This is a genomic window from Nocardia abscessus (genome assembly GCF_015477775.1).
Taxonomy (GTDB): Bacteria; Actinomycetota; Actinomycetes; order Mycobacteriales; family Mycobacteriaceae; genus Nocardia; species Nocardia abscessus_A.
This window is the reverse complement of the sequence record NZ_JADLQO010000002.1, coordinates 585940-610359: the sequence shown is the minus strand read 5'-3', so window position 1 is coordinate 610359 and position 24420 is coordinate 585940. Positions and strand designations below refer to the sequence as shown.

Here is a 24420-nt window from a genome sequence, read left to right as displayed (position 1 = left end):
GGTAGTCGATGACGACGATGCGGGAAACGGCCGACCTGGACACGGCCGTGGCGGCCCTGGATGCCGCGCGCTCGGTGACCGTCGTCTGCCATGTGCAGCCCGATGCGGACACTGTCGGAAGCGGTCTCGCGCTGGCGCTGGTTCTGCACCGGCGCGGGATCCCGGTGCAGGTGTCGTTCGCCGAACCGGCGGATCTGCCCGCGTCGATGCGGTCGCTGCCGGGCGTGCGACATCTGGTGGCGCCCGCCGCGGTGCGTGCCGAGGTCGACCTGCTCGTCGCGGTCGACTGCGGGAGCGCGGGCCGGCTGGGCGCACTCGCCGACCGATTGCCCGGCGCGGCAACGACAATGGTGATCGATCACCACCGGTCCAACACGCGTTTCGGCGCGATCAACCTGATCGATCCCGCTGCCGAGTCGACCACCAGCCTGGTCGCGCGGCTGCTCGACGCGTGGGGCGTGCCGATCGACGCGGACGTGGCGCATTGCCTCTATGCCGGTCTGGTCACCGACACGGGCTCGTTCCGGTGGGTGCGGCCGGGTACGCACGAACTGGCGGAGCGGTTGCTGGCCACCGGGATCGACGGCGCGGAGATCGCCCGCACTTTGATGGACACGCACCCGTTCGGGTGGCTGCCCATGCTGTCGCGGGTACTCGGGACGGCGCAGCTCGTCCCGGACGCGCGCGGTGGCGTGGGACTGGTGTACGCGTTCGTGCGTCGCGACGACATCGATGACGTGCGGTCGGAGGAAGTCGAGAGCGTGATCGATATCGTGCGCACGACCGCCGAAGCGGGAATCGCCGCGGTATTCAAGCAATCCCGTGTGGTACCCGACCGGTGGACGGTGTCACTTCGATCGCGCGACAGCGGATCGTGCACCGGCGACGGGGTGGACGTCGCGGAGGTGGCGACAGCGTTGGGCGGCGGCGGCCACCGCTTCGCCGCGGGATACACCGCGTACGGCACGCCCGACGATCTGGTCGGTGCGCTGCTGGCCGCCCTCGGGTGACCGTGCTCTTCGGTATCAGCGGATTCCGAGTCGGCTCCGACGAAAAGCACTGGCGGCTCCGGAGGTGGACGTGCTGGGGAGGTGTGCGTGAACGCGCAAAGTTCCAGTGGCGCGGAAATCGGTGACCCGGTCCTGCGCGCGGAGGGGCCGGAGCCGGGGCGCGCCGCCGCGGCCGGGCCGATGCGCATCCTCGGGCTCGCGTTGCCCACCCTCGGCGTGCTGGTCGCCGAGCCGATCTACCTGCTGTTCGACCTCGCCGTGGTCGGCAGGCTGGGCGCGCTCGCGCTGGCAGGTCTCGCCGTCGGCGGATTGATCCTGGCGCAGACCAGTTCGCAGCTGACCTTTCTGTCCTATGGCACCACCGCACGCTCCGCGCGTCGCCACGGCGCGGGCGACCATCGGGGAGCCGTCGCAGAAGGCGTGCAGGCCACCTGGCTCGCGCTCGCCGTCGGCACCGCGATCCTGATGCTGGTCCAGGCCTGCGCGGTGCCGGTGACCGACGCCATCGCGGGCGGCGGCGACATCGCGGAGGAAGCCCTGGACTGGGTGCGGATCGCGCTGTTCGGCGTGCCGCTGATCCTGATCTCCATGGCGGGCAACGGCTGGATGCGCGGCGTGCAGGAGACACGCAGGCCGCTGGTCTACGTGGTTGCCGGGCTGGGGGTCTCCGGTGTCCTGTGCCCGGTACTGGTGCACGGACTGCTCGGTGCGCCGCAGCTGGGCCTGACCGGCTCTGCCGTGGCGAACGTCGTGGGTCAGGTCGTCACCGCGATCCTGTTCCTGAACGCGCTGGTCCGCGAACGGGTTCCGCTCGCCGCGCGGTGGCCGGTCATGCGGGCCCAGCTCGTGCTCGGGCGCGACCTCATCGCCCGCAGCTTCGCCTTCCAGGCCTGCTTCGTCTCGGCGGCGGCGGTCGCCGCGCGTTTCGGCGCCGCGTCCGTGGCGGCTCACCAGCTGGTGCTGCAACTGTGGAACTTCCTGGCGCTGGCCCTGGACGCACTGGCCATCGCCGCGCAGACCCTCACCGGCTCCGCTCTGGGCGCGGGTGACGCCGCCGGCGCCCGCGGGATCGCGCGGCGGGTGACCCGCTGGTCGGAGATCTTCAGTCTCGGCCTCGCCGCCTGCTTCGCGGCCGGCGCGATGGCGATTCCGGCGCTGTTCACCGACGACCCGGCGGTGCTCGAGCGCACCCACGTGGTGTGGTGGTTCTTCGTGGCGCTCATCCCGGTGGCGGGCATCGTCTTCGCCCTCGACGGCGTTCTGCTCGGCGCGGGCGACGCGGCTTATCTGCGCACCACCACCCTCGGCGCGGCGTTGCTCGGCTTCCTGCCCGCCATCTGGTTGTCGCTGGCCTTCGACTGGGGCGTCGCCGGAATCTGGTCCGGCCTCGCCGCGTTCATGATGTTGCGGCTGCTCGCGGTCGCGTGGCGGGCGCTGTCGGGACGGTGGGCCCAGGTCGGCGCCGAAATGCCGAGGTGACCGACACCCGGCTCGGCCGGTGCGTGCGAATCCGAACGGATGTGCCAAGGTAGGTGTGGTGATACCCAAGTTGATGGCGGTGAGCGACATTCACGTCGGGCACCAGGGGAATCGGCCGGTCGTCGAGCAGATCCGGGCGGACTCGCCGGAGGACTGGCTCATCGTGGCCGGCGACGTGGGGGAGAAGACCGAGGACATCCGGTGGGCGCTGGAGCTGCTGCGCAGCCGGTTCGCCACGGTGATCTGGGTGCCGGGCAACCACGAGCTGTGGACCACGGCGAAGGATCCGGTGCAGATGGCGGGGGTGGCGCGCTACGACTACTTGGTGTCGATGTGCCGTGACCTGGGCGTGCTCACGCCGGAAGACCCCTTCCCGGTCTGGCAGGGCGCGGGCGCCGAGGAGTACGGCGGATCGGTCACGCTGGCGCCGATGTTCCTGCTGTACGACTACTCGTTCCTGCCGGAAGGCGCGACCACCAAGGCCGAGGGACTCGCGATCGCCCGGGAGCGCAATGTGGTGGCGACCGACGAGTTCCTGCTCTCACCGGAGCCGTACCTGACCAGGGACGCCTGGTGCCATGCCCGGGTGCAGGTGACCAAGCGCAAGCTCGACGCGCTCGCCCCCGGCACCCCGGTCGTCCTGATCAATCACTTCCCGCTGGTCCGGCAGCCGACCGACGTGCTGTTCTACCCGGAGTTCGCGCTGTGGTGCGGCACCGAGCTGACCGCGGACTGGCACACCCGCTACAACGTGGTCTGCTCGGTCTACGGGCACTTGCACATCCCACGCACGTCGCACTACGACGGCGTCCGGTTCGAGGAGGTTTCGCTCGGCTATCCGCGCGAATGGCAGCGCCGCGGCCTCCCCGAGCGACTGTTGCGCCAGATCCTGCCGACCCCGGAGTACCCGCCGGGCACGTTGAACAAGTGGGGCGGCCACTTCCAGGTGACCCCGGAGATGGAAGCCGCCGCGGCCGAGATGCGAAGCAAGGCGCAACAGCGGCGCGGGCTGGCCTAGGCCTCGGCTCTTCGCGTGGTCGCGAAGCAACTGCGCCCTCGATGGCTCGGCCCATGCCGTCCGATGCGCCGGGTCCGCCCGGCCTCGGCGACTTGGCTGGGCTCGGCGCTGCGAGTCCGCGCGTTGAGGCTCGACTACGCTCTTCGGTGATGATCGAGAACATTCTGCCCGCGGGTGTGGCCTCGGCCGAGTTGCTGGCATACCCGGAGGACCTGCGACCGCATCCGGCGGAGGAGCATCTCATCGCCAAGTCGGTGGAGAAGCGGCGTCGTGACTTCATCGGCGCGCGGCACTGTGCCCGGTTGGCGCTCACGCAACTCGGCGAGCAGCCGGTCGCGATCGGCAAGGGGGAGCGCGGCGCTCCGGTGTGGCCGCGCGGGATCGTCGGCAGCATGACCCACTGCGATGGATATCGCGCCGCCGCGCTCGGCCACAAGCTGCGCTTCCGCTCCATCGGCATCGACGCCGAGCCGCACGCCACCCTGCCGGACGGCGTCCTGGATTCGGTCAGCCTGCCCGAGGAGCGGGCATGGCTGAAGACCGCCGACTCCGAGCTGCACCTGGACCGGTTGCTGTTCTGCGCCAAGGAGAGCACCTACAAAGCGTGGTTTCCGCTGACCGTGCGCTGGCTGGGCTTCGAGGAGGCGCACATCACGTTCGAGATCGAGGACAGCTCCGCCGATTCCGGGCGCGGCAGCTTCCACACCGAATTGCTGGTGCCGGGGCAGACCACCGACGGCGGGCCGCCGTTGCATTCGTTCGACGGACGTTGGCTGATCACCGACGGGTACATCCTGACCGCGATCGCGCACGTCTGATGGACGCACTCGGCGGGCTGCTCGTCGTCGACAAGGACGGTGGCTGGACCAGCCACGACGTCGTCGCGAGATGCCGGAAGCTGCTGCGCACCAAGAAGGTCGGTCACGCGGGCACCCTGGACCCGATGGCGACCGGTGTGCTGGTGCTGGGCGTGGAACGCGCGACCAAACTGCTCGGCCTGCTCACCCTGACGACCAAGGCGTACACCGCGACCATCCGGCTCGGGCAGGCCACCAGCACCGACGACGCCGAGGGCGAGGTACTGGTCACGACCCCGGCCGGTCACCTCGACGACGCCGACATCGCCACGCGCACAGCCGAACTGACCGGCGACATCGACCAGGTGCCCGCCACCGTGAGCGCGATCAAGGTGAACGGCGAGCGCGCCTATGCCCGTCACCGCGCGGGCGAAGAAGTGCAGTTGGCCGCCCGCCCGGTCACGGTGTCGCGCTTCGACGTGCTCGCCCGCCGCGACAACGGCGATTTCGTCGACTTGGACGTGGTGGTCGAGTGCTCCTCGGGCACCTACGTGCGGGCGCTGGCCCGAGACCTGGGCGCCGCGCTCGGCGTCGGCGGCCACCTGACCGCCTTGCGTCGCACCAGGGTCGGTCCCTTCACCCTCGAGCACGCGCGCACCCTGGACGAGCTGGCCGCCGCCGCGGAATCGGGCGCGCCACCCCTGAGCCTCGACATGGACCAGGCTGTGCGCACCGCCTTCCCGCACCGCGACATCGACGCCGAGCAGGCCGATGATCTGCGCAACGGACGCTGGCTCGACCCGGTCGGGATACCGGACGTCTACGCCGCCATCGATCCGGAGGGCCGTGCGATCGCGCTGCTGCGGGAAAGCGGAAAGCGAGCGGCATCGGTGATGGTCGTGCGTCCGGCGAATCTGTAGGGGGGCTTTCGGTCGTCGGCGTCACCGATTCGGCGCTCGGCTCACGTCATCGATGTCGATGACCGGCCGCACGGCTCCGAGCAGAGCTCCGAGCGGAGTCTCGCGCATCTGTGCCCGGGTCAGCGTGTCGTGCTCCAGCCAGTCGACGGTGAGCACCCGGACGAAGGCCAGCCAGCTCATCAGGATCGCCGAGACCGTCGCGCGAAGCCGCCCCTCCAGCTTCAGCGCGTCGAGCGCGCGCTCACGCAATTCGCCGAGCTCGGCCCGCGATGATCTCCTGGATCGTGGGGTCGGCGGCCAGCACGCTGTTGGCCGCGAGCACGCTGTTGGCGTTGGCCTCGAAGTAGTCGAAGTGCGCGGCTCGCGACTGTCGCGGCGCCTCCGAGCGGCTGTTGCTGTGCGCTGCACTGAGTGGTCCCGGTGCGCGGCCTGAGCATCTCACGCCCCCAACGGAATCCGTACAGTGTGGAGTGGTCGCCTGCGCGGTTCGCCGGCGGCCGTGGTCGATAGTGGCGGCGAAGGTAGCGGGCATGAGTGATGGACCGGTGGACACGTTCGGACTGTGGGACCGCGACGGCGACGGGCTCGTTTCGGTGGAGGACATCACGGCGGGCATCCGGGCGCTCGGTCTGGAGGTCGACGACGCGGCGGTGGAACGGCTCGTCGCGGCCGCCGACACCAACGGCGACTTCCTGGTCTCCCGCGCCGAATTCGACGCGGCGCTGGTGGGCGGACGCATCGAGGTGACCGACGCCGACGCCGCGTTCAAGGTCTTCGACGTCAACGGCGACGGCCGCATCTCGGTCGAGGAACTCGAATCGCTCATCCGGCACTGCGGCGCGGGCCGGATCGACGAACCGGCCGACGCCTTGCTGGCCGCCGCCGACCGTGACGGCGACGGCTATCTCTCGCTGCCGGAATTCCGCGCGCTGCTGGAGTTCCTCTCCCGGTAGCGCCGCGGCCGCGCGTTCAGGAGCCGAGTTGGCGGCGGAGTCGTTCCACGGCGTCGTCCATGTGCTCGACGAGCAGGGCGCGGGCGCGCGCGGGCTCGGCGGTGGCGATCGCTTCGCGCAGGTCGACGTGTTCGTCGGCCTGCTCCCGCAGGTCCGGGTAGGTGGTCTGCAAGGCGCCGAGGCACATCCGCGTCTCGATCAGCAGGGTGCGTGCCGCGCGGACCAGGCGCGGGCTGGCCGAGCTCTCCACCAGCGCCTCGTGGAAGGCTTGGTCGGCGTCCGAGACACCCACCGCGTCACCGCGTGCGGCGCAGGCGACCATCTCCTCGACGCTGGGCCCGAGCGCCTCGTAGGCGATCGGGCGGCGACCGTCCAGGATCAGCTCCAGCGCGCCGCCCTCCAGCGCCGTCCTCGCCCGGTAGATGTCGACGACGTCGTCGAGGCTCAGTTCGATGACGAAGATGCCGCGGTGCCGGATGCTGTGCAGCAAGCCTTCGGACACCAAGCGCTGCATCGCCTCGCGTACGGGCCCGCGCGAGACCGCGAACCGCGCGGCGAGGTCGGCTTCGCCCAGCTGGGACCCAGGCGCCAGACTGCCGCGCATGATCGCTTCGCGGAGTCGATCGGCGATCATCTCCGCGGTCGACTGCCGGTTCACCGGCTCGAAATCAACGACGGACATCGGTCTGCCTTTCCGCGAACAAGGTGCCGAGCCCGGGTACGACCGGCTCGGCGCCGGCCAGCCGCAAGCCTGCCCAGATCGTCACCTGATTGGCCGTCAGCACCGGTTTGCCCAGCGTAGCTTCCAGCTCCGGCAGCACCGCCAGGGTGTGCATCGCGGTGTCGGGGATGAGCAGCGCCTGCGCGCCGGGGTGGTCGTTGTCCGCGGCCAGCCGCAGCACCTGGCTCGCGGTGAGGGTGCCGACCTCCGCGGCGGTATCGATGCCCGCGCTGGACATGGAGACGACCTCGATGTCCGCGTCGGCCAGGAAGTCCACGAACAGTCGCGCGACCTCGTCGGGATAGCTCGCGGCGACGGCGACGGTGCGCAGCCCCAGCGCGTGCACGGCATCGGCGAACGCGATGCTGGTGCTGGTCGCGGGCACACCGGCGACCTCGGACAGCGCTCGCACCTGCTCGCGGGCGCCCGCGGGTCCGTAGACGAAACTGCCGGAGGTGCAAGCCCAGACGATCGCGTCGGGGCGGTGCCGGGCCAGCAGCGAAGCGCCGAGGCGCAATTTCGCCGGACTGCCCAGCTCGAGCAGTTCGGGGACGGCGTGCAGATCGGTGCCGTAGATGTGGGCCACCGGAAGGTGCGCGCCGAGCGTCGCCGCCGCGAGCGGGTAGTCGTCCTCCGCCGCGTGATCGGGGTAGATGAAACCGACGGTGGGTGCGTGCATGCGATGTTCTTCCTTCAGAAAACGTTGAGTAGCCACTTGCCCGGGCCCATCATCGGCAGCTTCATCCGGCCGAGGCAGGCCCACATGGTGAGCTGGTTGGCGGTGAGCACCGGTTTGCCGAGTGCGTTCTCCAGCGGCTCGATCACGTCGTAGGTCGGCAGGTTGGTACAGCTGACGAAGACGGCCTGGGCTTCGGGATCGTCGGCGGCGAGGATGCGTTCGGCGATCGTGCGATAACTGACCTTCCAGATGCCGCCGCCGAGCCCGAGGTGGTCGGAGCGCACCACCGAGCATCCGGCTTCGGCGAGGAACTCGTGCAGCCGGTGGGTGAGGATCTCGTCATAGGGGGTGAGCACCGAGACCCGCGTGAGGTTCAGGTGGCGGATCGCCTCCAGCAGGGCGCCCGAGGTGGTGACCGCGTCCTGCGCTCCGGCCTGGCAGATGGTGTCCCGCAGCGACTTCTCGTAGCTGAGACCCTTGATGAAGCTGCCCGACGTGCACAGGTAGGCCACCACTTCCGGCTCCACGTGCAGCACGTTGCGGGTGGCCGCGGTGAGGTGCGCGGCGTCCGAGACCAGCTCGGCCATCTCCAGCGACACCGGGACCGGCTCGTAGGGTGTGCGCGCCAGGTGCAGGCTCACCTCCAGCGGCGCCCAGCGCCAGAGCTCTCGTTCGAGTGCGAGATCGAACGGTGCGATGATCCCGATACCCCGTTGTGCAACGGGCCCCTCGAGGTCGGGAAAGCTCAGATCCACTACGGCCCCTCTCGCGCTCAGCCGGGACGACCTCCGAACACGATCGGATTGTTGACAATCATACGATGTGATCTTAGTGTGTCAATGTGGAACAGGGCCCGATCGTCGCCGTCCTGCACAGTGACAGTGTGCCCGACGCCGAGCGCATGGACCGGGTAGCGGACCGTGCCACCCTCCGGTACACCGAGGAACCCGGTTTGGCCGACGCCCTGGGCGGGGCGGAAATCTTGTTCGTCTACGACTTCCGTACGCGGGCGTTACCCGGCGCGTGGCACGCCGCCGACCGCTTGCGGTGGGTGCACATGGGGTCGACGGGTGTCGACCCCGCGATGTTTCCCGAGCTGCGGGCGAGTGACGTGGTCGTGACCAACACCCGGGGCGTCTTCGACGCCGCGATCGCCGAATACGTGCTCGGTCAGATCCTCGGTTTCGCCAAGGACCTGTCCGGCTCGCTACTGCTACAGCAGCGGCACGAGTGGCGGCACCGGGAATCCGAACGGGTCGCGGGGGCGACGGCGCTGATCGTCGGCACCGGTTCGATCGGCCGCCACATCGCCCGGTTGCTGCGCGCGGTCGGGATGAGCGTGCGCGCGGTGGGCAGGCGGGAGCGTGCCTCGGATCCGGATTTCGGCGAGGTGGTCACCGATCTGCACGCCGAACTGGCCAGGGCCGACTACGTCGTCGCGATCGCGCCACTCACCGAGCAGACCAGGAACATGTTCGATGCCGCGGCCTTCGCCGCGATGAAGCCGCACGCGAGGTTTGTCAACGTCGGCCGTGGGGAACTCGTTGTGACCGACGATCTCGTCGCCGCGCTGCGCACCGGATCGATCGCCGCGGCGGCGCTCGATGTGGTGGACCCCGAGCCGCTCCCCGCCGATCACCCCCTGTGGGAACTGCCCAATGTCCGGATCACTCCGCACAACTCCGGTGACTTCATCGGATGGCGCACCGAGATCGTCAATGCGTTCACCGAGAATTTCGACAACTGGATCGCCGGACGTCCGCTGGACAACGTGGTCGACAAAAGGCTGGGATACGTGCCCGGCTGAAGGAGCCCATCCATGAGCTACCCCGACAGGAACCATCCCACCGACCCGACCGCTATGAGCGCGGTCGAGCTGGTCTCGGCCTACGCTGCGGGCACCTTGTCGCCCGTCGAGGCGACCGAGGCGATCCTGCGCGCGATCGCCGACCGCGACGGCGCGCTCAACGCCTTCTGTCTCGTCGACCCCGATCGCGCCCTGGTGCAGGCGAAGGATTCCGAGGCGCGCTGGCAGTCCGGCCACGCCCGCGGCCTGCTCGACGGTGTGCCGATCTCGATCAAGGACGTCTTCCTGACCGAAGGCTGGCCCACCCGGCGTGGCTCCACCTCGATCGATCCGGCCGGACCGTGGCCGGTGGACAGCCCCGTGGCGGCCCGGCTGCGCGAGGACGGCATGGTGTTCCTCGGCAAGACCACCACCCCGGAGATCGCGTGGAAGGCGGTCACCGACAGTCCGCTGGCCGGTGTCACCCGCAACCCGGCCGACCCGTCCACCACCGCGGGCGGATCCTCCGGCGGCAGCGCGGCGGCCGTGGCCGGTGGCATGGGCCCGGTGTCGGTGGGCACCGACGGCGGTGGCAGCGTGCGCATCCCGGCCGCTTTCTGCGGCATCGTGGGGTTCAAGCCCACCTATGGCCGGATTCCGCTGTTCCCGGCCAGTCCGTTCGGCCCGCTGGCGCACGCGGGGCCGATGACGCGCACCGTCGAGGACGCGGCGCTGCTGATGGACATCCTGTCGCTGCCGGATCCGCGCGACCCGACCTCGCTGGCCCCCACCCTCACCGTGTTCCGTGCCGAAATGCAGCGCGACGTCCGCGGATTGCGGGTGGCGTACTCGCCGACGCTGGGCTACGTCGCGGTCGACCCCGAAGTCGCCGCGATCGTGGAGGCGGCGGTGGCTCGCCTTGCCGAGGCCGAACTCCGGGTCGGTGTCGCGGATCCGGGCTTCGGCGATCCGCGCGAGGCGTTCGAACTGCTCTGGGCGGCCGGCGCGGCCACCATGCTGTCCGGCTTCCCGGAGGGCACGCGCGACCGGGTGGACCCCGGGCTACGCACGGTATGGGAGCGCGGTGAAACCGTCACGGCCGTCGACTATCTCGGCGCGCGCAACGTGGCGGCGCAGATCGGCATCACCATGGGCGCCTTCCACACCGACTACGACGTGCTGATCACCCCGACGGTGCCGATTCCCGCGTTCGAGGCGGGCCACGACGTGCCACCGGGCAGCGGCCTGCGCAGCTGGCCGGAGTGGACCCCGTTCACCTACCCGTTCAATCTCACTCAGCAGCCCGCGATCAGCATCCCGGCCGGTACGACCCGGGCGGGCCTGCCGGTCGGACTGCAGATCGTCGGCCCGCGCCACTCGGACGAGCTGGTGCTGGCGGTGGCGCGCTACGCCGAATTCGTGCTGGCCTCCTGAACGCCGATGGCCCCGCGGGTTACCACGGGGCCATCGGTCGTTCGCCGGGCTTCAGGCGCGGGCGAAGGCGAGTGTCTCACCCTGCACGCCGTGCAGCCACAGCGTGTTGCACGCCGCGGCTATCTCGGCGAGCCCTTCTTCGATCGTGGCGAAGACATTGCCCGGTACCCAGCCGAGGTCGCCGTTGATCAGCAGATTGTTGCGGCCGTAGAACAGCGCCAGATCGGTGGCGCCGCGCTCGTGCTCGGCCGCGGAGCCGGGCTCGTAGCCGTAGGCCGGGTTGCCGATCTCCCACGGCTCGAAATCGAACAGGCAGACGTCGCCGGGGATCGGGGTGACCGTCGGATTCTCCCGGTGCGGTGCCGCACCGATCCGGGGGAGCAGGGTGTACACCTCGTTGCGGGCGTACTTGGCGTGGAAGGCGTCGCCTTCTTGGGGCAGGGCGTTCCACACCGCCGCGCAGGTGCGCGGCGCCTCCTCGTCCAGCAGACGGGCGCGGCAGGTGACGGCGGCTTTGGTGAGCGTGATGGTGATGTAGCGGGCCATACGGTGCTGCTTCCTGATCGGTGCCGCCGGACGGGCCGACGGGCGGACGGATGGTGTTCGCGAGCACTACAGCTCGGCGAGCACCTCGGACCAGATCGCCAGAGCGTCCTCGATCTGAGTATCTGTAACGATCAGCGGTGGAATCATCCGGACCACGTTCATGTGCGCGCCGCAGGTCAGCAGCAGCAGTCCCTTGTCCACCGCGGCGCGCTGGGCGGCAGCGGCGGTGGCCGGATCGGGTTCGCCGGTGGCCGTGGTGAACTCGGCGCCCGCGAGCAGACCGAGGCCGCGGACATCACCGATCGCCTTGACGGCACTGTCGCGCAGACCGCGCAGCAGCTGTGCGCCGCGGGCAGCCGCGTTGTCCACCAGCCCTTCGGATTCGATGACGTCGAGCGTCGCGATGGCCGCCGCGCACGCCACCGCGTTGCCGCCGTAGGTGCCGCCTTGGGAGCCGGGCCACGCCCGCGACATCAGCTCGCGCGAGGCCGCGATGCCCGACAGCGGGAACCCGCTGGCCAGGCCCTTCGCGATGGTGATCACGTCGGGCCGGACGTCGAAGTGCTGATGCCCGAAGAACTTTCCGGTGCGCCCGAAGCCGGTCTGGATCTCGTCGAAGACCAGCAGGATGCCGTGCCGGTCCGCGCGTTCGCGCAAGCCGCGGAAGAACTCGGTGTTGCCCGGGACGTAGCCGCCCTCCCCGAGCACCGGCTCCACGATGAACGCGGCGGTCTCGGCGGGTGAGGTGAGCGTGGCGAACAGGTAGTCGAGTTCGCGCAGCGCGAAGGCGGTGGCCTCCGATTCGCTCCAGCCGTACCGGTACGCGGTGGGGAACGGTGCGACGTGCACGCCCGACATCAGCGGGCTGAACCCGGCGGAGAACCGGGTGCCGGAGGTCGTCATGGTGGCGGCGGCCACGGTGCGGCCGTGGAAGCCGCCGTGGAAGACGACGACGTTCGGCCGTCCGGTGGCCTGGCGGACCAGCCGCAGCGCGGCCTCGACCGCCTCGCTGCCGGAGTTGGCGAAGAACAGCGCGTCCAGCCCCTCGGGCAGCACCGCGCCGAGCCGTTCGGTCAGTTCCAGCAGCGGCCGGTGCAGCACGGTCGTGTACTGGCCGTGGATCAGCGTCGCGACCTGCGCCTGCGCCGCCGCGACCACGTGCGGGTGGCAGTGACCGGTGCTGGTGACGCCGATACCGGCGGTGAAGTCCAGATACCTCCGGCCGTCGGTGCCATAGAGATAGCACCCCGCGCCGTGGTCGACGGTCACCGGAGTGGCCTGTTTCAGGATGGGCGAGAGCTCGGTCATGGTGGTTCGCCTCCCGGAGCGGGGATGAATGCGGGATTGTCTATTGTCGGATTGTCGACAATATGCATAACATGGCGGCACGGGTCGCAGCAATGGCCGAACGCTGCGCGGTGTCGAAAGGAGCCACCGACAATGCTCACCGAAAGCGCTCTCAGCGCAGCCGAGCGCGCCGCGATCGATACGGTGCCGCGCGGCCTGTTCATCGACGGGCTGTGGCGTGCGACCGCACGGACCCTGCCGGTTCTCGATCCGTCGACCGGTGCACCGCTGTGCGCGGTATCCGACGCGGACCCGGCCGACGGTCTCGCCGCGCTGGACGCGGCATGCGCAGCGCAACCGGGCTGGGCGGCCACGCCGCCACGGGAGCGCAGCGATCTGCTGATGCGCGTGCATCGCGCGCTGCTGGCCGAGACCGATCGGCTCGGGCTGATCGCGACGTTGGAGATGGGCAAGCCGCTGGCCGAGGCGCGCGGCGAGATCGCCTACGCCGCGGAGTTCTTCCGCTGGTTCGCCGAGGAAGCCGTGCGCTTGGACGGCGGGTACATGCCCGCGCCGACCGGCGGCTCCCGTTTCCTGGTGGCCCGCCAGCCGGTCGGCCCGAGCTTGCTCATCACGCCTTGGAACTTCCCGGTTGCCATGGGGGCGCGCAAGATCGCGCCCGCGCTCGCCGCCGGGTGCACCTGCGTGGTGAAACCGGCGGAGCAGACGCCTCTTTCGATGCTGGCGCTGGCCGAGGTGATGGCGGGCGCCGGGCTGCCCGCCGGGGTGGTCAACGTCATCACGACGGCCGACCCCGCCGCGGTGATGACGCCGCTGATCCTGGACGACCGTTCCCGCAAGCTGTCGTTCACGGGCTCGACGGCGGTCGGCAAGCAGTTGCTCGCGCAGTGCGCGCAGACGGTGATGCGCACCTCGATGGAGCTCGGCGGCAACGCGCCGCTGCTGGTGTTCGACGACGCCGACCTGGACGAGGCGATCGAGGGCGCCTTGGCGGCGAAGATGCGCAATATCGGCCAGGCGTGCACCGCCGCCAACCGCATCCTCGTCCAGCGTGGCGTCGCCGCGGAGTTCGCACGCAAGCTCGCCGACCGGATGGCCGCCCTGCCGATGGGCCGGGGCACCGAACCGGGCGTCGTGGTCGGACCGCTGATCGACGGCGAGGCCGTGACGAAGGTGCAGCGCTTGGTCGATGACGCCCGCGCCCGCGGCGCCACGGTGCTCACCGGCGGGACCGCGCAGGCCGGGCCGGGCACGTTCTATCCCGCGACCGTCCTGGTCGACGTCCCCGACGACGCCGAGCTGTGCCACACCGAGATCTTCGGGCCGGTCGCCGCGATCGGCGTCTTCGACACCGAAGACGAAGCGGTGAGCCGGGCCAACGACACCCCATACGGGCTGGTGAGCTACGTATTCACGGAGAACCTCCGGCGCGGATTGCGGGTGTGCGAGGCGCTGGAGACCGGCATGGTGGGACTCAACCAGGGCGTGGTGTCGAACCCGGCCGCACCGTTCGGCGGTGTCAAGGAGTCCGGGCTGGGCCGCGAGGGCGGGCTCACCGGGATCGACGAATTCCTGGAGACCAAGTACATCGGAGTGCGACTGTGAAGGAGTGCCAGTGAGGGAGTACCGCATCGCCACCATCCCGGGTGACGGGATCGGAGTCGACGTCACCGCGGCGGCGGTGCGCGTGCTCGACGCCGTGCTGCCCGGCGTGGAATGGACCGAATTCGACTGGTCCTGTGAGAACTACCTGCGCACGGGGGCGATGATGCCGCCCGACGGCGCGGAACGCCTCGCGGACTTCGACGCGATCCTGCTCGGCGCCGTCGGATTTCCCGGTGTGCCCGATCATGTTTCGCTGTGGGGGCTACTGATCCCGCTGCGCCGTGCCTTCGGTCAGTACGTCAACCTGCGCCCGGTGCGCCTGCTACCCGGCACGGACTCGGCGCTGCGCGACCGGACCGCCGAGGATTTGGACATCCTGATCGTGCGAGAGAACTCCGAGGGCGAGTACTCCAGGATCGGCGGCATCCACAACGAGGGCCGCCCCGACGAATTCGTGCTCCAGGAGTCGGTGTTCACCCGCACGGGGTGCGAGCGGATCATCCGCTACGGGTTCGAGCGGGCCGCCGAACGGTCCGGGCGGTTGTGCTCGGCGACCAAATCGAACGGGATCATCCACTCGATGCCGTACTGGGACAGTGTCTTCGAACGCATCGCGGCCGACTATCCGCAGGTCACGACGCGGCAGATGCACGTCGACGCGCTCGCCGCCGAACTCGTGCTGCACCCGGACCGGCTCGACGTGATCGTGGGTTCGAATCTGTTCGGCGACATCCTCTCCGATCTCGCCGCCGCCGTCACCGGCGGGCTCGGTCTGGCGCCGTCGGGCAATATCAATCCCGAGCGCACCGGCCCCTCGATGTTCGAGGCCGTGCACGGCAGCGCCCCCGACATCGCCGGTCAGGGCATCGCGAATCCGGTCGCGCAGATCCTGGCAGGCGCGATGATGCTCGACCATCTCGGCGAGTCCGCGGCGGCCGCCGCGATCGACCGAGCCGTCTGCGACGTGCTCGCCGCAGGTGCGGTCCGCACCCCGGATCTCGGCGGCACGGGCACCACCGACGAACTCGGCGACGCCATCGCCGCCCGCGCGGCCGAGTTGGCCCGCCCCGCCGCGGCGGAACTCGGCTGACGGATCGCGGAGATTCCTCTCGACGCTCCATCGCCGTTTCGTCGACCGCGACCCGGATGGTGGCGCCGGTGTGGGCCGAGGTGAGGTCGACCTCGGCGCGGGCGACGGGTGTCGGATCGAGTGGGCCCGGGCCGGGAGATTCGTGCCGACGCTGCACCCGGCATCTGCGGCGGTTCGAAGCGTTCCGATTCGGCTGACCGGTCCGCTCGAACGACCGAGCGGATCAGCGGCTCAGGCGGTGAGCCAGATGGCATCGGCGGCCGGGCGCCCGAGATCGGTTGCGGACTCGGTGGCGCCGATGCGGATGGCGATGGTCCCCGCGAAGTCGCGGCGTTCGACCACGGTGATGACGGTGTCCAAGGCGATGCCGACGGAGTCGAAGTAGCGCAGCATGTCGGGATCGGCATCCGAGATGCGGGCGACCCGGCCGTGCTCACCGGCATGGAAGTCGCTGAGCTGACGCGCGGGTGGGGTGGGCACCGCGCCGTCCACCGAGGGGATCGGGTCGCCGTGCGGGTCGCGATCGGGGTAGCCGAGTTTCGCGTCGATGCGCGCCATCAGCAACTCGGAGACCGCGTGCTCGAGCACCTCCGCCTCGTCGTGCACCTCGTCCCAGCCGTAGCCGAGCTCGTTCACCAGGAATGTCTCGATGAGCCGGTGCCTGCGCACCATCGCGATGGCGGCGCGGCGGCCCTCGGGCGTGAGGGTGATCGCCCCGTAGCGGGCGTGCTCGACCAATCCCTGGTCGGCGAGCTTTCGCACCGCTTCGGAGACGGTGGAGGCCGACACGCCGATCCGCTCGGCGAGCAGTTTGGTGGTCACCTTCTCCTGCGACCACTCCTGCGCGGTCCAGATGACCTTCAGGTAGTCCTGGGCGACCGACGAGAGCACAGGCGCGATCGTCGCGGTACCGCCGTGCGGATCGCCCGGCACCGGGGCGTCGGCCAACTCGCGGCGAGTGGCGATATCTCGTTTACCGGGCACACACCCGAGCTTAGGCACTAGCGTGCCGATACACACATCCTGCGACCCGCCGTTGGGGCATCGCAAACGAATCGCGATTCGTCGTTGATCCGCGAGTGGACGGGTCGGCGTCCGCTCGGTACGCGGGGCCGTTCGGGCCGTGACCTCGACGTCGTCACGCGGTCGCGGAGCGGTTCAGCGCGGCGCGATGTGCGGCCGAGCCGTCGAACCGTCTACCGCTCAAGCGCGCCGTGGCCGGGGCGTGGACCGGTGCACCGGACAGCTCGTAGAAGGTCGCCGTAGCGGAGCCGGTGAACCGGTCGCCGGTCACTTCCAGGTCGAAGGCGACGATCCCTTTGCGCACGACGGTGGGATCCGCGCGATCGACGGTGAACTCCACGAACGCGCCGGTGACCCGGTCGCCGTCGGATCGCCAGGTGCCCATGCCGTTGCTGTCACTGGTGGCGCGGTTGCCGTGGTCGGGATTCGATTGCAGCATCGTGCCGCCCGGGTGGAACTGCATCACGTGGTAGCCGAACGGAGCGCCGTCGGCGATGACCTCCCAGGTGCCCAGTACGGGGTGGCGCTCGCTCATGCCGCACCCGCGCAGACCGCCGCCAGCAGCGCGACGCCACGGTCGATGTCCTCGCGCGGCACGTTCGCGAAGCTCAGCCGCATCGTGTTGCGGTGGTCGGCGACGTCCTCGGCGTAGCAGACGCTTCCCGGCAGGAAGGCGACGCCGCGGCGCAGCGCCTCCTCCAACAGCGCGTCGGCATCGAAACCGGGCGGGCCCTCGACCCACAGGAACATCCCGCCGTCGGGTACGACCCAGCGGAAACCGGCCGGGAGATGCCGTTGCACGGCGGCTCCCAAGATGTCCAGTTTGGCCGAATACGCGTCCACGACCTCGGCCAGGTGCTCGGCTCCGGCCGAGCTGCCCAGGAACTCGGCGGCAATCGCCTGGCAGTAGGTCGAGGTCTGCATATCGATGCCCTGTTTCAAGGCGAGCACGGTTTTCAGCAGATCCGCGGGCATGACGGTGATACCGACACGGATCGCCGGAGCGAGAGTTTTGGACAGCGACGTGATGTAGATCGAGTTGTCCGGCGCGAAAGACGCCAGGGCGGGCGGTGGCACTCCGCGGTAGCGCAGGTCGGTGTAGACGTCGTCCTCGACAATCAGCGTGCCGTGGCGGGCGACGATCTCGGCAATTCGTTCGCGCCGCTCGACGGGCATCGTCCGCCCGGTCGGATTCTGGAACGTCGGGAGCAGGTACACGAATGCGACGTCATATCGGACCAGGGCCTCCTCCAGTGCTTCGGGCACCATGCCGAAATCGTCGGACGGCACCGCGACGACGGTGGCCGCGTGGCTGCGGAATTCTTTGACCGCCGGGCCGTAGGTCGGAGTTTCCACCAGAACCACGTCGTGCGGGTCCAGCAGCGCCAAACACACGTTGTGCAATGCGCCGGATCCACCCGTCGAGATGTGCAAGTTATCGGTCGAACATCGAATATCGCGGGTGCGCAACAGATTCCGGGCCTCGGCCAGGAGCGGGGAGAATCCCTGGGTCATCCCGTACTGGAGTACGGCGCCGCCGTATCTGCCGATGACGGCTTGCGACAGCGTCGCGACGAGTTCGGCGGGCAACAGGGCAGGATCGGGGGCTCCGACGGCGAACGAGACGACGTCGGGGCGGCCTGCCAGCGCCGCGAAGATGTCGTCGATCGGCCCGCTGGTCACCGCGGCCGCGCCGCGGCTGCGCTTCGAGAGGGCCATCTCAGGAGCCGATCGGCTGTTGGCCGCGCAGGCGGGCAACGGTTTCGGCCACGTCGGTGTCGTATTCCGGCGTCAGCACCACGTCCTCGTTGAACAGGGGATCGGTCCGCATTTCCACCGCGAGCAAGTCCTCGGCCTCGTCGAGGTTCACCGCCACGTGCACGACGCCGTCGGGGATGTAGATGAACTCGCCGGGGCCGTGGAAATACGGAGTCAGTCGCGGGCCGATGAGCGTGACCGCCCGGCCGCGCAGGCAGACGACGACGATCTCGCTGTGCGCGTGATAATGCGCTTTCGACATGGCGCCGGGGGGCATGGTGACCATCCCGGCCGAAATGCCGGTCGCACCGCAGGTTTCGGTGGTGACACAGGGGGTGAGGCGTTGTCGTTGTCGTCCGAAAGTCTCCGCCGCGTCGGACGGTTTGATCACACGCACATGCTTGACTGCACTTTTCATGGGTACTCCGGACACTTTTCTCGCCGATCGAATTGGACGCTAGACCATTCCCGCTGCTGGCGAGAGACGAGCTTGTGGGAGCGCGGAAAACCTCCGGTGTATCGGCACTTTCACGAATCCGTCCGGCACGTTTCCGGTGCGCGAAGTTTCGTCGGCGATGTCGTGAACCCCGACGCTTGCGCACGGAAACGCGCGTCGTGCTGCGGCCGCGGCCACTCGGCGGTTAACTCCCCGAGGAGGAGTACGGCAGCGCCGTGATCTCCCGCCGCTCGGCCGGACCGGCGCGGCCGGCCGACGGGGCCGGCGTCCGCTCCGGACGGGTCGCGCGACGCCGGGCCGGGCGGGACGACGCCGGTGCGCCGATCCGGCCCTGCTCGCCGCCTCCCCGCGCGCGGAAGTGTTGTGTGAGATCAGCACGCCCGAATACTGTTCGCTACCTGATTTGCGTAGGCTGCGCACTGTGCAGAGATGGCGAAGTCTCGACGAGGTGCCCGCGGACTGGGGGCGCTGTGTCCTCACGATCGGTGTGTTCGACGGTGTGCACCGCGGCCACGCGCAGTTGATCAGCCGGGCCGTGAAGTCCGCCGCCGCGCGCGGCGTGCCCGCGGTGCTGATGACCTTCGACCCGCACCCGATGGAAGTGGTCCGCCCCGGCTCGCACCCCGCGCAGCTGACCACGCTGACCCGCCGTGCCGAACTGGCCGAGGAACTGGGCGTCGACGTGTTCTGCGTGATGCCCTTCACCCACGAATTCATGAAGCTGACGCCCGCGCGGTACGTCCACGACCTGCTCGTGGAGCGGTTGCACGTGGTCGAGGTGGTGGTCGGCGACAACTTCACCTTCGGCAAGAAGGCCGCGGGCACGGTCGAGACCATGCGCGAACTCGGCAAGCGATTCGGTTTCGAGGTCGACGGCGTGACACTGCTCGCCGAACACGCCGTGACCTTTTCCTCCACCTACATCCGCGCGTGCGTCGACGCGGGCGACATGGCTGCCGCGGCCGAGGCGCTGGGGCGTCCGCACCGGGTCGAAGGCGTCGTCGTGCACGGTGACGGCCGCGGCAAGCAGCTCGGCTTCCCGACCGCGAACGTCGCTCCGCCGATGCACGCCGCGATTCCGGCCGACGGCGTGTACGCGGGATGGTTCACCGTGCTCGGCCCCGGCCCCACCATCGGTACCGTCACCCCGGGTGAGCGAGCCATGGCCGCCATCTCGGTGGGCACCAACCCGACCTTCTCCGGCCGCGCCCGCACGGTCGAGGCGTACGTGCTCGACGGCGAGGCCGATCTGTACGGTCAGCACGTCGCGGTCGACTTCGTCGAACACCTCCGGGGCCAGCGCAAGTTCGAGTCCGTGGACGAACTCATCGAGTGCATGGGCCGCGACGTGGAGACCGCGCGCAAGATCCTCACCGCCGTCGACGCCGGGTGAGCGTCAAGCCCTCATGAAGTCGAGCAGGTCCTGGTTGAGCTGGTCGGCGTGCGTCATGTACAGCCCGTGGCCTGCGGTCGGGTACTCCTTGTAGACACAGTCGGGGATGAGTTTCGCGGTGCGCCTGCTGCTGGCGTCGATCGGAATGGACTGATCCGGCACTCCGTGCACGACCAGCGCGGGAATCGGCAGATTCCGCAGGGTCTCGCGGTGGTCGGACGAGAAGGTCGACTCCCAGACCGCGATGGTGGACCACGGTGACGCGGACTGGCAGCGCCGGGTCTCGTGCTCGATCAGCGCGGGGGACACGTCGTTGCCGAGGTGGGTGGCGAAATATCCCTGGGCGCGATCGGCGAACCACTTGGGCCGGTCGGTGCGCCACTGCGCGATCGACGCCTGGCTCAGCTCGTCCGGAAGGCCCTCGGGGTTGTCCTCGGTCTGCCGCAGGAACGGCAGCGTGGTGGCCAGCAGCGCGATACGCCCCACCCGCTCGGTGCCGTGCCTGGCCAGATAGCGGGCGACCTCCGCGCCGCCCGCGGAGTGCGCGACCAGGGTCAGCTCGCGCAGGTCCAGTCGTTCGATCAGCTCGGCCACGTCGTCGGCGCGGGTGTCCAGGTCGTATCCGGTGGACGGACGGTCGGAACGGCCGTGTCCGCGCCGATCCAACAGCACGCAGCGGTAGCCCTGCTCGACGAAGAACGGGACCTGGTACTCCCACATCTCCGTGTTGAGCGCCCACCCGGCCAGAAACAGGATCGGCGCTCCGGTTCCGTAGTCTTCGTAGGCCAGGCGGGTGCCGTCGGTCGTCTCCAGGTAGGGCATCGTTGTCTCCTCGTATTCGGCGGTACGAGAGAAAGATTCGCAGCCGATGTGCGGTGAGTCGATTACCCGGAAGGTAATGCGGGCGCTTCCTTGCGTCACACGCCCGGCGCCGCGAGCCGAGCCGATCGACCTGCGATTTCAGCAGGAAGAGCCCGGTCGGGTAGGGTGGTCCCTCGGGTTTGCTGCGGTCCGCGGTGGCACCCGCACCCGGGTAGCCGGACATTCGAGCGCGGAACTGAGAAACAGGAGTGGATGCCCCATGGCGCTGACCACCGAGCAGAAGTCGGCGATTCTCGCCGAGTACGGCCTGCACGAGAAGGACACCGGTTCGCCGGAGGCGCAGATCGCGCTGCTGTCCAAGCGGATCGCCGACATCACCGAGCACCTGAAGAAGCACAAGCACGACCACCACACCCGCCACGGTCTGATGGCGCTGATCGGTCGTCGCAAGCGGCTGTCGAAGTACCTGCAGGACAACGACATCAACCGCTACCGTTCGCTGATCGAGCGGCTCGGGCTCAGGCGGTAGTTTTTGTTATGGCTCGTGTCCGAGCGACCGCCGCTGGCGACTGCGTCGCGGACGCGGCGGCCGCTCGGACGCGAGCCGGGCCGCGAACGGACAATGCTCGGTCTCGCTTCGCTCGAAAGACGGCGTGGGGCCGATTCGGTTTCGCTTCGGGGGTAGCTTGCGCGCCCGTGCCGCCGCTCATCTGGCGATGGCTCGAGCGCTCGAGCCCGAGTTCCGGAGCTACCGGTGAGCTGACGAGGCTTACCGGCCATGATCACCCGGAGCGCGGTCACGCTGATCGCCGGGTGGGGGAGTGCACGTAGATCAGCAGCAGTTTCACGCATCGTCGACCCGGCTCCCGTGCAGGCGAGGGTCCCGTGCCGACTTACGGGGATCGGTGTCCGGGGCAGCGGCGACTCGATGCGGTGTGGGGGGAGTGGTAACCGGCTGCTCGACACGGGGGTGTCCGAGGCGGTCGCTGGTTCAGCCGATGGGGAGACGTACAATCGCTCCGTTGGCTATTTGTGTATAGGGGTGGATCGCCCCCCTGCGCACGACAACATTGCACAGCCGTATGCACCCGCCCGCGTGGCGTCGGTCTTCGGTAGTGGCCTATCGGCAGCGAGTTGGCGCCGTCGGGCTTCGATCGATGACCGCCTCCGCGTCGCCGTCTCCAAGGGGATTCGGCCGGGTGTGCGCGTCGCAGCCAGGAGGGTTGCCGCGCGTCCGTACCCGGTACGGCTGACGACAGCCGGATCGCGCCCGACGAGCGCTCGAGCCGGCGAAGACGAGAGGTTGAGAGAGAAGAATGACCGAAACAACTGAACGCAAGAGCTCGGCCGTCGAGGTCGAACCGGGCGTATTCGAATCCGTCGCGCTGATCGACAACGGCAGCTACGGCACCCGCACCATCCGGTTCGAGACCGGACGCCTCGCCCGGCAGGCCGCCGGTTCGGTCGTCGCCTACCTGGACGACGAGACCATGCTGCTGTCGGCCACCACCGCGGGCAAGCAGCCCAAGGACCAGTTCGACTTCTTCCCGCTGACGGTCGACGTCGAGGAGCGGATGTACGCCGCGGGTCGCATCCCCGGATCGTTCTTCCGCCGTGAGGGCCGTCCCTCCACCGACGCGATCCTGACCTGCCGCCTGATCGACCGGCCGCTGCGTCCGTCGTTCGTCGACGGCCTGCGCAACGAGATCCAGGTCGTGGTCACCGTGCTGAGCCTGGACCCCAACGACCTCTACGACGTGGTGGCGATCAACGCCGCGTCCGCGTCCACCCAGATCGCGGGCCTGCCGTTCTCCGGCCCGGTCGGCGGCGTGCGTGTCGCGCTGATCGCGAGCGGGGCTGCGTCTCAATGGGTGGCCTTCCCGACCGTCGAGCAGCTCGAGGGCGCCGTGTTCGACATGGTGGTCGCGGGCCGCGTGGTCGAGTCCGGTGACGTCGCCATCATGATGGTCGAGGCCGAGGCCACCGACAAGGTGATCGAGCTGGTCGAGGCCGGCGCGCAGGCGCCGACCGAGGCCGTCGTCGCCGAGGGCCTCGAGGCTGCCAAGCCGTTCATCGCACGCCTGTGTCGCGCGCAGCAGGACCTCGCCGAGCTGGCGTCGAAGCCGACCGAAGAGTTCCCGCTGTTCCCGCCGTACGGGCAGGACGTGTACGAGGCCGTCGAAGGCACCGCCAAGCGCGAGCTGAGCGAGGCGCTGGGCATCGCGGGCAAGCAGGAGCGCGAGGAGAAGATCGACGAGATCAAGCTCGCCGTGCTCGACCGGCTCGGCGACGACTTCGCCGGACGCGAGAAGGAACTGGGCGCCGCGTTCCGCTCGGTCACGAAGAAGCTGGTGCGCCAGCGCATCCTGTCCGACGGCTTCCGCATCGACGGTCGTGGGCTCGCCGATATCCGTGCGCTGTCGGCCGAGGTCGCGGTCGTACCGCGCGCCCACGGCTCGGCGCTGTTCGAGCGGGGCGAGACCCAGATCATGGGCGTCACCACCCTGGACATGGTGAAGATGGCCCAGCAGGTCGACTCGCTCGGCCCGGAGACCAGCAAGCGCTACATGCACCACTACAACTTCCCGCCGTTCTCCACCGGCGAGACCGGTCGAGTCGGTTCGCCCAAGCGCCGCGAGATCGGTCACGGCGCGCTGGCCGAGCGGGCGCTGATCCCGGTGCTGCCCAGCCAGGAGGAGTTCCCGTACGCCATCCGGCAGGTCTCGGAGGCGCTGAGCTCCAACGGCTCCACCTCGATGGGCTCGGTGTGTGCCTCCACCCTGTCGCTGCTGAACGCGGGTGTGCCGCTGAAGGCGCCGGTCGCCGGTATCGCGATGGGCCTGGTGTCGGACACCATCACCAACGACAAGGGCGAGGACGAGGTCCGCTACGTCGCGCTGACCGACATCCTCGGCGCCGAGGATGCCTTCGGCGACATGGACTTCAAGGTCGCGGGCACCCGCGAGTTCGTCACCGCGCTGCAGCTGGACACCAAGCTGGACGGCATCCCCTCGCAGGTGCTGGCCGGTGCGCTGAGCCAGGCCCACGACGCGCGCACCACGATCCTGGACGTGATGGCCGAGGCCATCGCCACCCCGGACGAGATGAGCCCGTACGCGCCGCGCGTCACCGCGATCAAGATCCCGGTCGACAAGATCGGCGAGGTGATCGGCCCCAAGGGCAAGGTGATCAACCAGATCACCGAGGACACCGGCGCCAACATCTCCATCGAGGACGACGGCACCGTGTTCGTCGGTGCGACCGACGGCCCGTCGGCGCAGGCCGCGATCGACGCGATCAACGCCATCGCCAACCCGCAGCTGCCGAAGGTCGGCGAGCGCTTCCTGGGCACGGTCGTCAAGACCACCGCCTTCGGCGCGTTCGTCTCCCTGCTGCCGGGTCGCGACGGCCTGGTGCACATCTCCAAGCTGGGTAACGGCAAGCGCGTGGCCAAGGTCGAGGACGTCGTGAACGTCGGCGACAAGCTGCGGGTGGAGATCGCCGACATCGACAACCGTGGCAAGATCTCGCTCGTGCCGGTCGAGGAGAACGCCGAGGAGCCCGGCGACGACACGGACGATGCGGGCTCGGCCGGGACCGAGTAGTACTTGTCCCTGTGAC

At 69.5% G+C, this 24420-nt stretch carries 25 protein-coding genes; 13 read left to right on the top strand and 12 right to left on the bottom strand.

Translation table 11 applies throughout. The features are described from left to right. The first annotated feature begins 8 nt into the window (after positions 1–8). The 5 genes from IU450_RS08500 to truB all read left to right on the top strand — a co-directional run bounded on the left by IU450_RS08500 (position 9) and on the right by truB (position 5224). Positions 9–1010, top strand: coding sequence for a DHH family phosphoesterase (locus IU450_RS08500; protein ID WP_195149196.1), 1002 nt, complete (start codon positions 9–11; stop codon positions 1008–1010). Positions 1011–1190: 180 nt separating this feature from the next. Then, positions 1191–2489, top strand: coding sequence for an MATE family efflux transporter (locus tag IU450_RS08495; RefSeq protein ID WP_195149590.1), 1299 nt, complete (start codon positions 1191–1193; stop codon positions 2487–2489). Positions 2490–2547: 58 nt separating this feature from the next. After that, positions 2548–3507: a metallophosphoesterase family protein gene (locus tag IU450_RS08490; RefSeq protein ID WP_195149195.1), complete on the top strand. Its 960-nt coding sequence runs from the start codon at positions 2548–2550 to the stop codon at positions 3505–3507. 149 nt (positions 3508–3656) lie between these two features. Continuing rightward, positions 3657–4325, top strand: a complete 669-nt coding sequence (gene npt, locus IU450_RS08485) for a 4'-phosphopantetheinyl transferase Npt (RefSeq protein WP_195149194.1) — start codon at positions 3657–3659, stop codon at positions 4323–4325. Then, positions 4325–5224 carry a tRNA pseudouridine(55) synthase TruB gene (gene truB / locus IU450_RS08480; protein ID WP_195149193.1) on the top strand — a complete coding sequence of 300 codons (900 nt, stop codon included), beginning with the start codon at positions 4325–4327 and terminating at the stop codon, positions 5222–5224. The genes npt and truB overlap by 1 nt, the downstream gene beginning before the upstream one ends. A gap of 21 nt (positions 5225–5245) precedes the next feature. On the opposite strand, the gene IU450_RS08475 is transcribed toward truB, so the two are convergent. Both IU450_RS08475 and IU450_RS08470 read right to left on the bottom strand, forming a co-directional pair. Next, entirely contained in the window at positions 5246–5473 is a 228-nt protein-coding gene (locus IU450_RS08475) for a hypothetical protein (RefSeq protein ID WP_195149192.1), read from the bottom strand. Next, on the bottom strand, positions 5466–5666 hold the full coding sequence (locus IU450_RS08470; RefSeq protein ID WP_195149191.1) for a hypothetical protein: 201 nt from the start codon (positions 5664–5666) through the stop codon (positions 5466–5468). Before IU450_RS08470 ends, IU450_RS08475 begins: the two co-directional genes overlap by 8 nt. An 88-nt stretch (positions 5667–5754) precedes the next feature. Between IU450_RS08470 and IU450_RS08465 the strand changes: the two genes are divergently transcribed. Continuing rightward, positions 5755–6177 (top strand): EF-hand domain-containing protein, encoded by a 423-nt coding sequence (locus IU450_RS08465; protein WP_181720514.1) that lies wholly within the window; start codon positions 5755–5757, stop codon positions 6175–6177. A 16-nt stretch (positions 6178–6193) separates the two neighbouring features. Here IU450_RS08465 and IU450_RS08460 read toward each other — a convergent pair whose 3' ends face one another. The 3 genes from IU450_RS08460 to IU450_RS08450 are packed head-to-tail and all read right to left on the bottom strand — an operon-like array spanning position 6194 to position 8332. Beyond that, on the bottom strand, positions 6194–6859 hold the full coding sequence (locus IU450_RS08460; protein ID WP_195149190.1) for a GntR family transcriptional regulator: 666 nt from the start codon (positions 6857–6859) through the stop codon (positions 6194–6196). Continuing rightward, positions 6846–7577, bottom strand: a complete 732-nt coding sequence (locus tag IU450_RS08455; RefSeq protein WP_195149189.1) for a maleate cis-trans isomerase — start codon at positions 7575–7577, stop codon at positions 6846–6848. The genes IU450_RS08460 and IU450_RS08455 overlap by 14 nt, the downstream gene beginning before the upstream one ends. Before the next feature lie 14 nt (positions 7578–7591). Continuing rightward, the gene (locus IU450_RS08450; protein WP_195064458.1) at positions 7592–8332 is read right to left on the bottom strand and encodes an Asp/Glu/hydantoin racemase; all 741 of its coding nucleotides are present in this window, start codon (positions 8330–8332) and stop codon (positions 7592–7594) included. An 86-nt stretch (positions 8333–8418) separates the two neighbouring features. Between IU450_RS08450 and IU450_RS08445 the strand changes: the two genes are divergently transcribed. Further along, positions 8419–9384, top strand: coding sequence for a D-2-hydroxyacid dehydrogenase (locus tag IU450_RS08445; RefSeq protein ID WP_195149188.1), 966 nt, complete (start codon positions 8419–8421; stop codon positions 9382–9384). Positions 9385–9396: 12 nt separating this feature from the next. Next, positions 9397–10797, top strand: coding sequence for an amidase (locus IU450_RS08440; RefSeq protein ID WP_195149187.1), 1401 nt, complete (start codon positions 9397–9399; stop codon positions 10795–10797). A 51-nt stretch (positions 10798–10848) separates the two neighbouring features. Here IU450_RS08440 and IU450_RS08435 read toward each other — a convergent pair whose 3' ends face one another. Further along, positions 10849–11343: a DUF3830 family protein gene (locus tag IU450_RS08435; RefSeq protein WP_195149186.1), complete on the bottom strand. Its 495-nt coding sequence runs from the start codon at positions 11341–11343 to the stop codon at positions 10849–10851. Positions 11344–11409: 66 nt separating this feature from the next. After that, positions 11410–12651: an aspartate aminotransferase family protein gene (locus tag IU450_RS08430; protein ID WP_195149185.1), complete on the bottom strand. Its 1242-nt coding sequence runs from the start codon at positions 12649–12651 to the stop codon at positions 11410–11412. A 132-nt stretch (positions 12652–12783) separates the two neighbouring features. On the opposite strand from IU450_RS08430, the gene IU450_RS08425 reads away from it, so the two are divergent. Further along, the gene (locus IU450_RS08425; protein ID WP_195149184.1) at positions 12784–14256 is read left to right on the top strand and encodes an NAD-dependent succinate-semialdehyde dehydrogenase; all 1473 of its coding nucleotides are present in this window, start codon (positions 12784–12786) and stop codon (positions 14254–14256) included. A gap of 10 nt (positions 14257–14266) precedes the next feature. Beyond that, positions 14267–15346 carry a tartrate dehydrogenase gene (locus IU450_RS08420; RefSeq protein WP_195149183.1) on the top strand — a complete coding sequence of 360 codons (1080 nt, stop codon included), beginning with the start codon at positions 14267–14269 and terminating at the stop codon, positions 15344–15346. Positions 15347–15577: 231 nt separating this feature from the next. Here IU450_RS08420 and IU450_RS08415 read toward each other — a convergent pair whose 3' ends face one another. The 4 genes from IU450_RS08415 to IU450_RS08400 form a co-directional block, all read right to left on the bottom strand. Next, positions 15578–16246 (bottom strand): metal-dependent transcriptional regulator, encoded by a 669-nt coding sequence (locus tag IU450_RS08415; RefSeq protein WP_195149589.1) that lies wholly within the window; start codon positions 16244–16246, stop codon positions 15578–15580. Between the two features lie 238 nt (positions 16247–16484). Continuing rightward, complete coding sequence (locus tag IU450_RS08410) at positions 16485–16904, bottom strand: hypothetical protein (RefSeq protein ID WP_195149182.1); 420 nt, start codon at positions 16902–16904, stop codon at positions 16485–16487. Next, positions 16901–18088, bottom strand: a complete 1188-nt coding sequence (locus tag IU450_RS08405) for a PLP-dependent aminotransferase family protein (protein ID WP_195149181.1) — start codon at positions 18086–18088, stop codon at positions 16901–16903. Before IU450_RS08405 ends, IU450_RS08410 begins: the two co-directional genes overlap by 4 nt. A gap of 1 nt (position 18089) precedes the next feature. Beyond that, positions 18090–18518 carry a cupin domain-containing protein gene (locus IU450_RS08400; protein WP_195149180.1) on the bottom strand — a complete coding sequence of 143 codons (429 nt, stop codon included), beginning with the start codon at positions 18516–18518 and terminating at the stop codon, positions 18090–18092. A 487-nt stretch (positions 18519–19005) separates the two neighbouring features. On the opposite strand from IU450_RS08400, the gene IU450_RS08395 reads away from it, so the two are divergent. Continuing rightward, positions 19006–19977, top strand: a complete 972-nt coding sequence (locus IU450_RS08395) for a bifunctional riboflavin kinase/FAD synthetase (protein WP_195149179.1) — start codon at positions 19006–19008, stop codon at positions 19975–19977. Positions 19978–19980: 3 nt separating this feature from the next. Here the strand turns inward: IU450_RS08395 and IU450_RS08390 are convergent, their stop codons facing one another. Continuing rightward, positions 19981–20799: an alpha/beta fold hydrolase gene (locus IU450_RS08390; protein ID WP_195149178.1), complete on the bottom strand. Its 819-nt coding sequence runs from the start codon at positions 20797–20799 to the stop codon at positions 19981–19983. A 259-nt stretch (positions 20800–21058) separates the two neighbouring features. Here IU450_RS08390 and rpsO point away from each other — a divergent pair, with 259 nt between their 5' ends. Both rpsO and IU450_RS08380 read left to right on the top strand, forming a co-directional pair. Continuing rightward, a complete protein-coding gene (gene rpsO, locus IU450_RS08385; RefSeq protein WP_039799352.1) occupies positions 21059–21328 on the top strand; it encodes a 30S ribosomal protein S15 in 270 nt (89 codons plus the stop codon). Between the two features lie 787 nt (positions 21329–22115). Continuing rightward, positions 22116–24404: a polyribonucleotide nucleotidyltransferase gene (locus tag IU450_RS08380; protein ID WP_195149177.1), complete on the top strand. Its 2289-nt coding sequence runs from the start codon at positions 22116–22118 to the stop codon at positions 24402–24404. Positions 24405–24420 lie beyond the last annotated feature (16 nt).

What these genes read in the sequence shown, in the direction of transcription:
- IU450_RS08500 (WP_195149196.1), top strand. Translation starts at nt 9, where the DNA reads ATGACGACGATGCGGGAAACGGCCGACCTGGACACGGCCGTGGCGGCC.
- IU450_RS08495 (WP_195149590.1), top strand. Translation starts at nt 1,191, where the DNA reads ATGCGCATCCTCGGGCTCGCGTTGCCCACCCTCGGCGTGCTGGTCGCC.
- npt (WP_195149194.1), top strand. Translation starts at nt 3,657, where the DNA reads ATGATCGAGAACATTCTGCCCGCGGGTGTGGCCTCGGCCGAGTTGCTG.
- truB (WP_195149193.1), top strand. Translation starts at nt 4,325, where the DNA reads ATGGACGCACTCGGCGGGCTGCTCGTCGTCGACAAGGACGGTGGCTGG.
- IU450_RS08465 (WP_181720514.1), top strand. Translation starts at nt 5,755, where the DNA reads ATGAGTGATGGACCGGTGGACACGTTCGGACTGTGGGACCGCGACGGC.
- IU450_RS08460 (WP_195149190.1), bottom strand. Translation starts at nt 6,859, where the DNA reads ATGTCCGTCGTTGATTTCGAGCCGGTGAACCGGCAGTCGACCGCGGAG.
- IU450_RS08455 (WP_195149189.1), bottom strand. Translation starts at nt 7,577, where the DNA reads ATGCACGCACCCACCGTCGGTTTCATCTACCCCGATCACGCGGCGGAG.
- IU450_RS08440 (WP_195149187.1), top strand. Translation starts at nt 9,397, where the DNA reads ATGAGCTACCCCGACAGGAACCATCCCACCGACCCGACCGCTATGAGC.
- IU450_RS08435 (WP_195149186.1), bottom strand. Translation starts at nt 11,343, where the DNA reads ATGGCCCGCTACATCACCATCACGCTCACCAAAGCCGCCGTCACCTGC.
- IU450_RS08430 (WP_195149185.1), bottom strand. Translation starts at nt 12,651, where the DNA reads ATGACCGAGCTCTCGCCCATCCTGAAACAGGCCACTCCGGTGACCGTC.
- IU450_RS08425 (WP_195149184.1), top strand. Translation starts at nt 12,784, where the DNA reads ATGCTCACCGAAAGCGCTCTCAGCGCAGCCGAGCGCGCCGCGATCGAT.
- IU450_RS08410 (WP_195149182.1), bottom strand. Translation starts at nt 16,904, where the DNA reads ATGAGCGAGCGCCACCCCGTACTGGGCACCTGGGAGGTCATCGCCGAC.
- IU450_RS08405 (WP_195149181.1), bottom strand. Translation starts at nt 18,088, where the DNA reads ATGGCCCTCTCGAAGCGCAGCCGCGGCGCGGCCGCGGTGACCAGCGGG.
- IU450_RS08390 (WP_195149178.1), bottom strand. Translation starts at nt 20,799, where the DNA reads ATGCCCTACCTGGAGACGACCGACGGCACCCGCCTGGCCTACGAAGAC.
- rpsO (WP_039799352.1), top strand. Translation starts at nt 21,059, where the DNA reads ATGGCGCTGACCACCGAGCAGAAGTCGGCGATTCTCGCCGAGTACGGC.
- IU450_RS08380 (WP_195149177.1), top strand. Translation starts at nt 22,116, where the DNA reads ATGACCGAAACAACTGAACGCAAGAGCTCGGCCGTCGAGGTCGAACCG.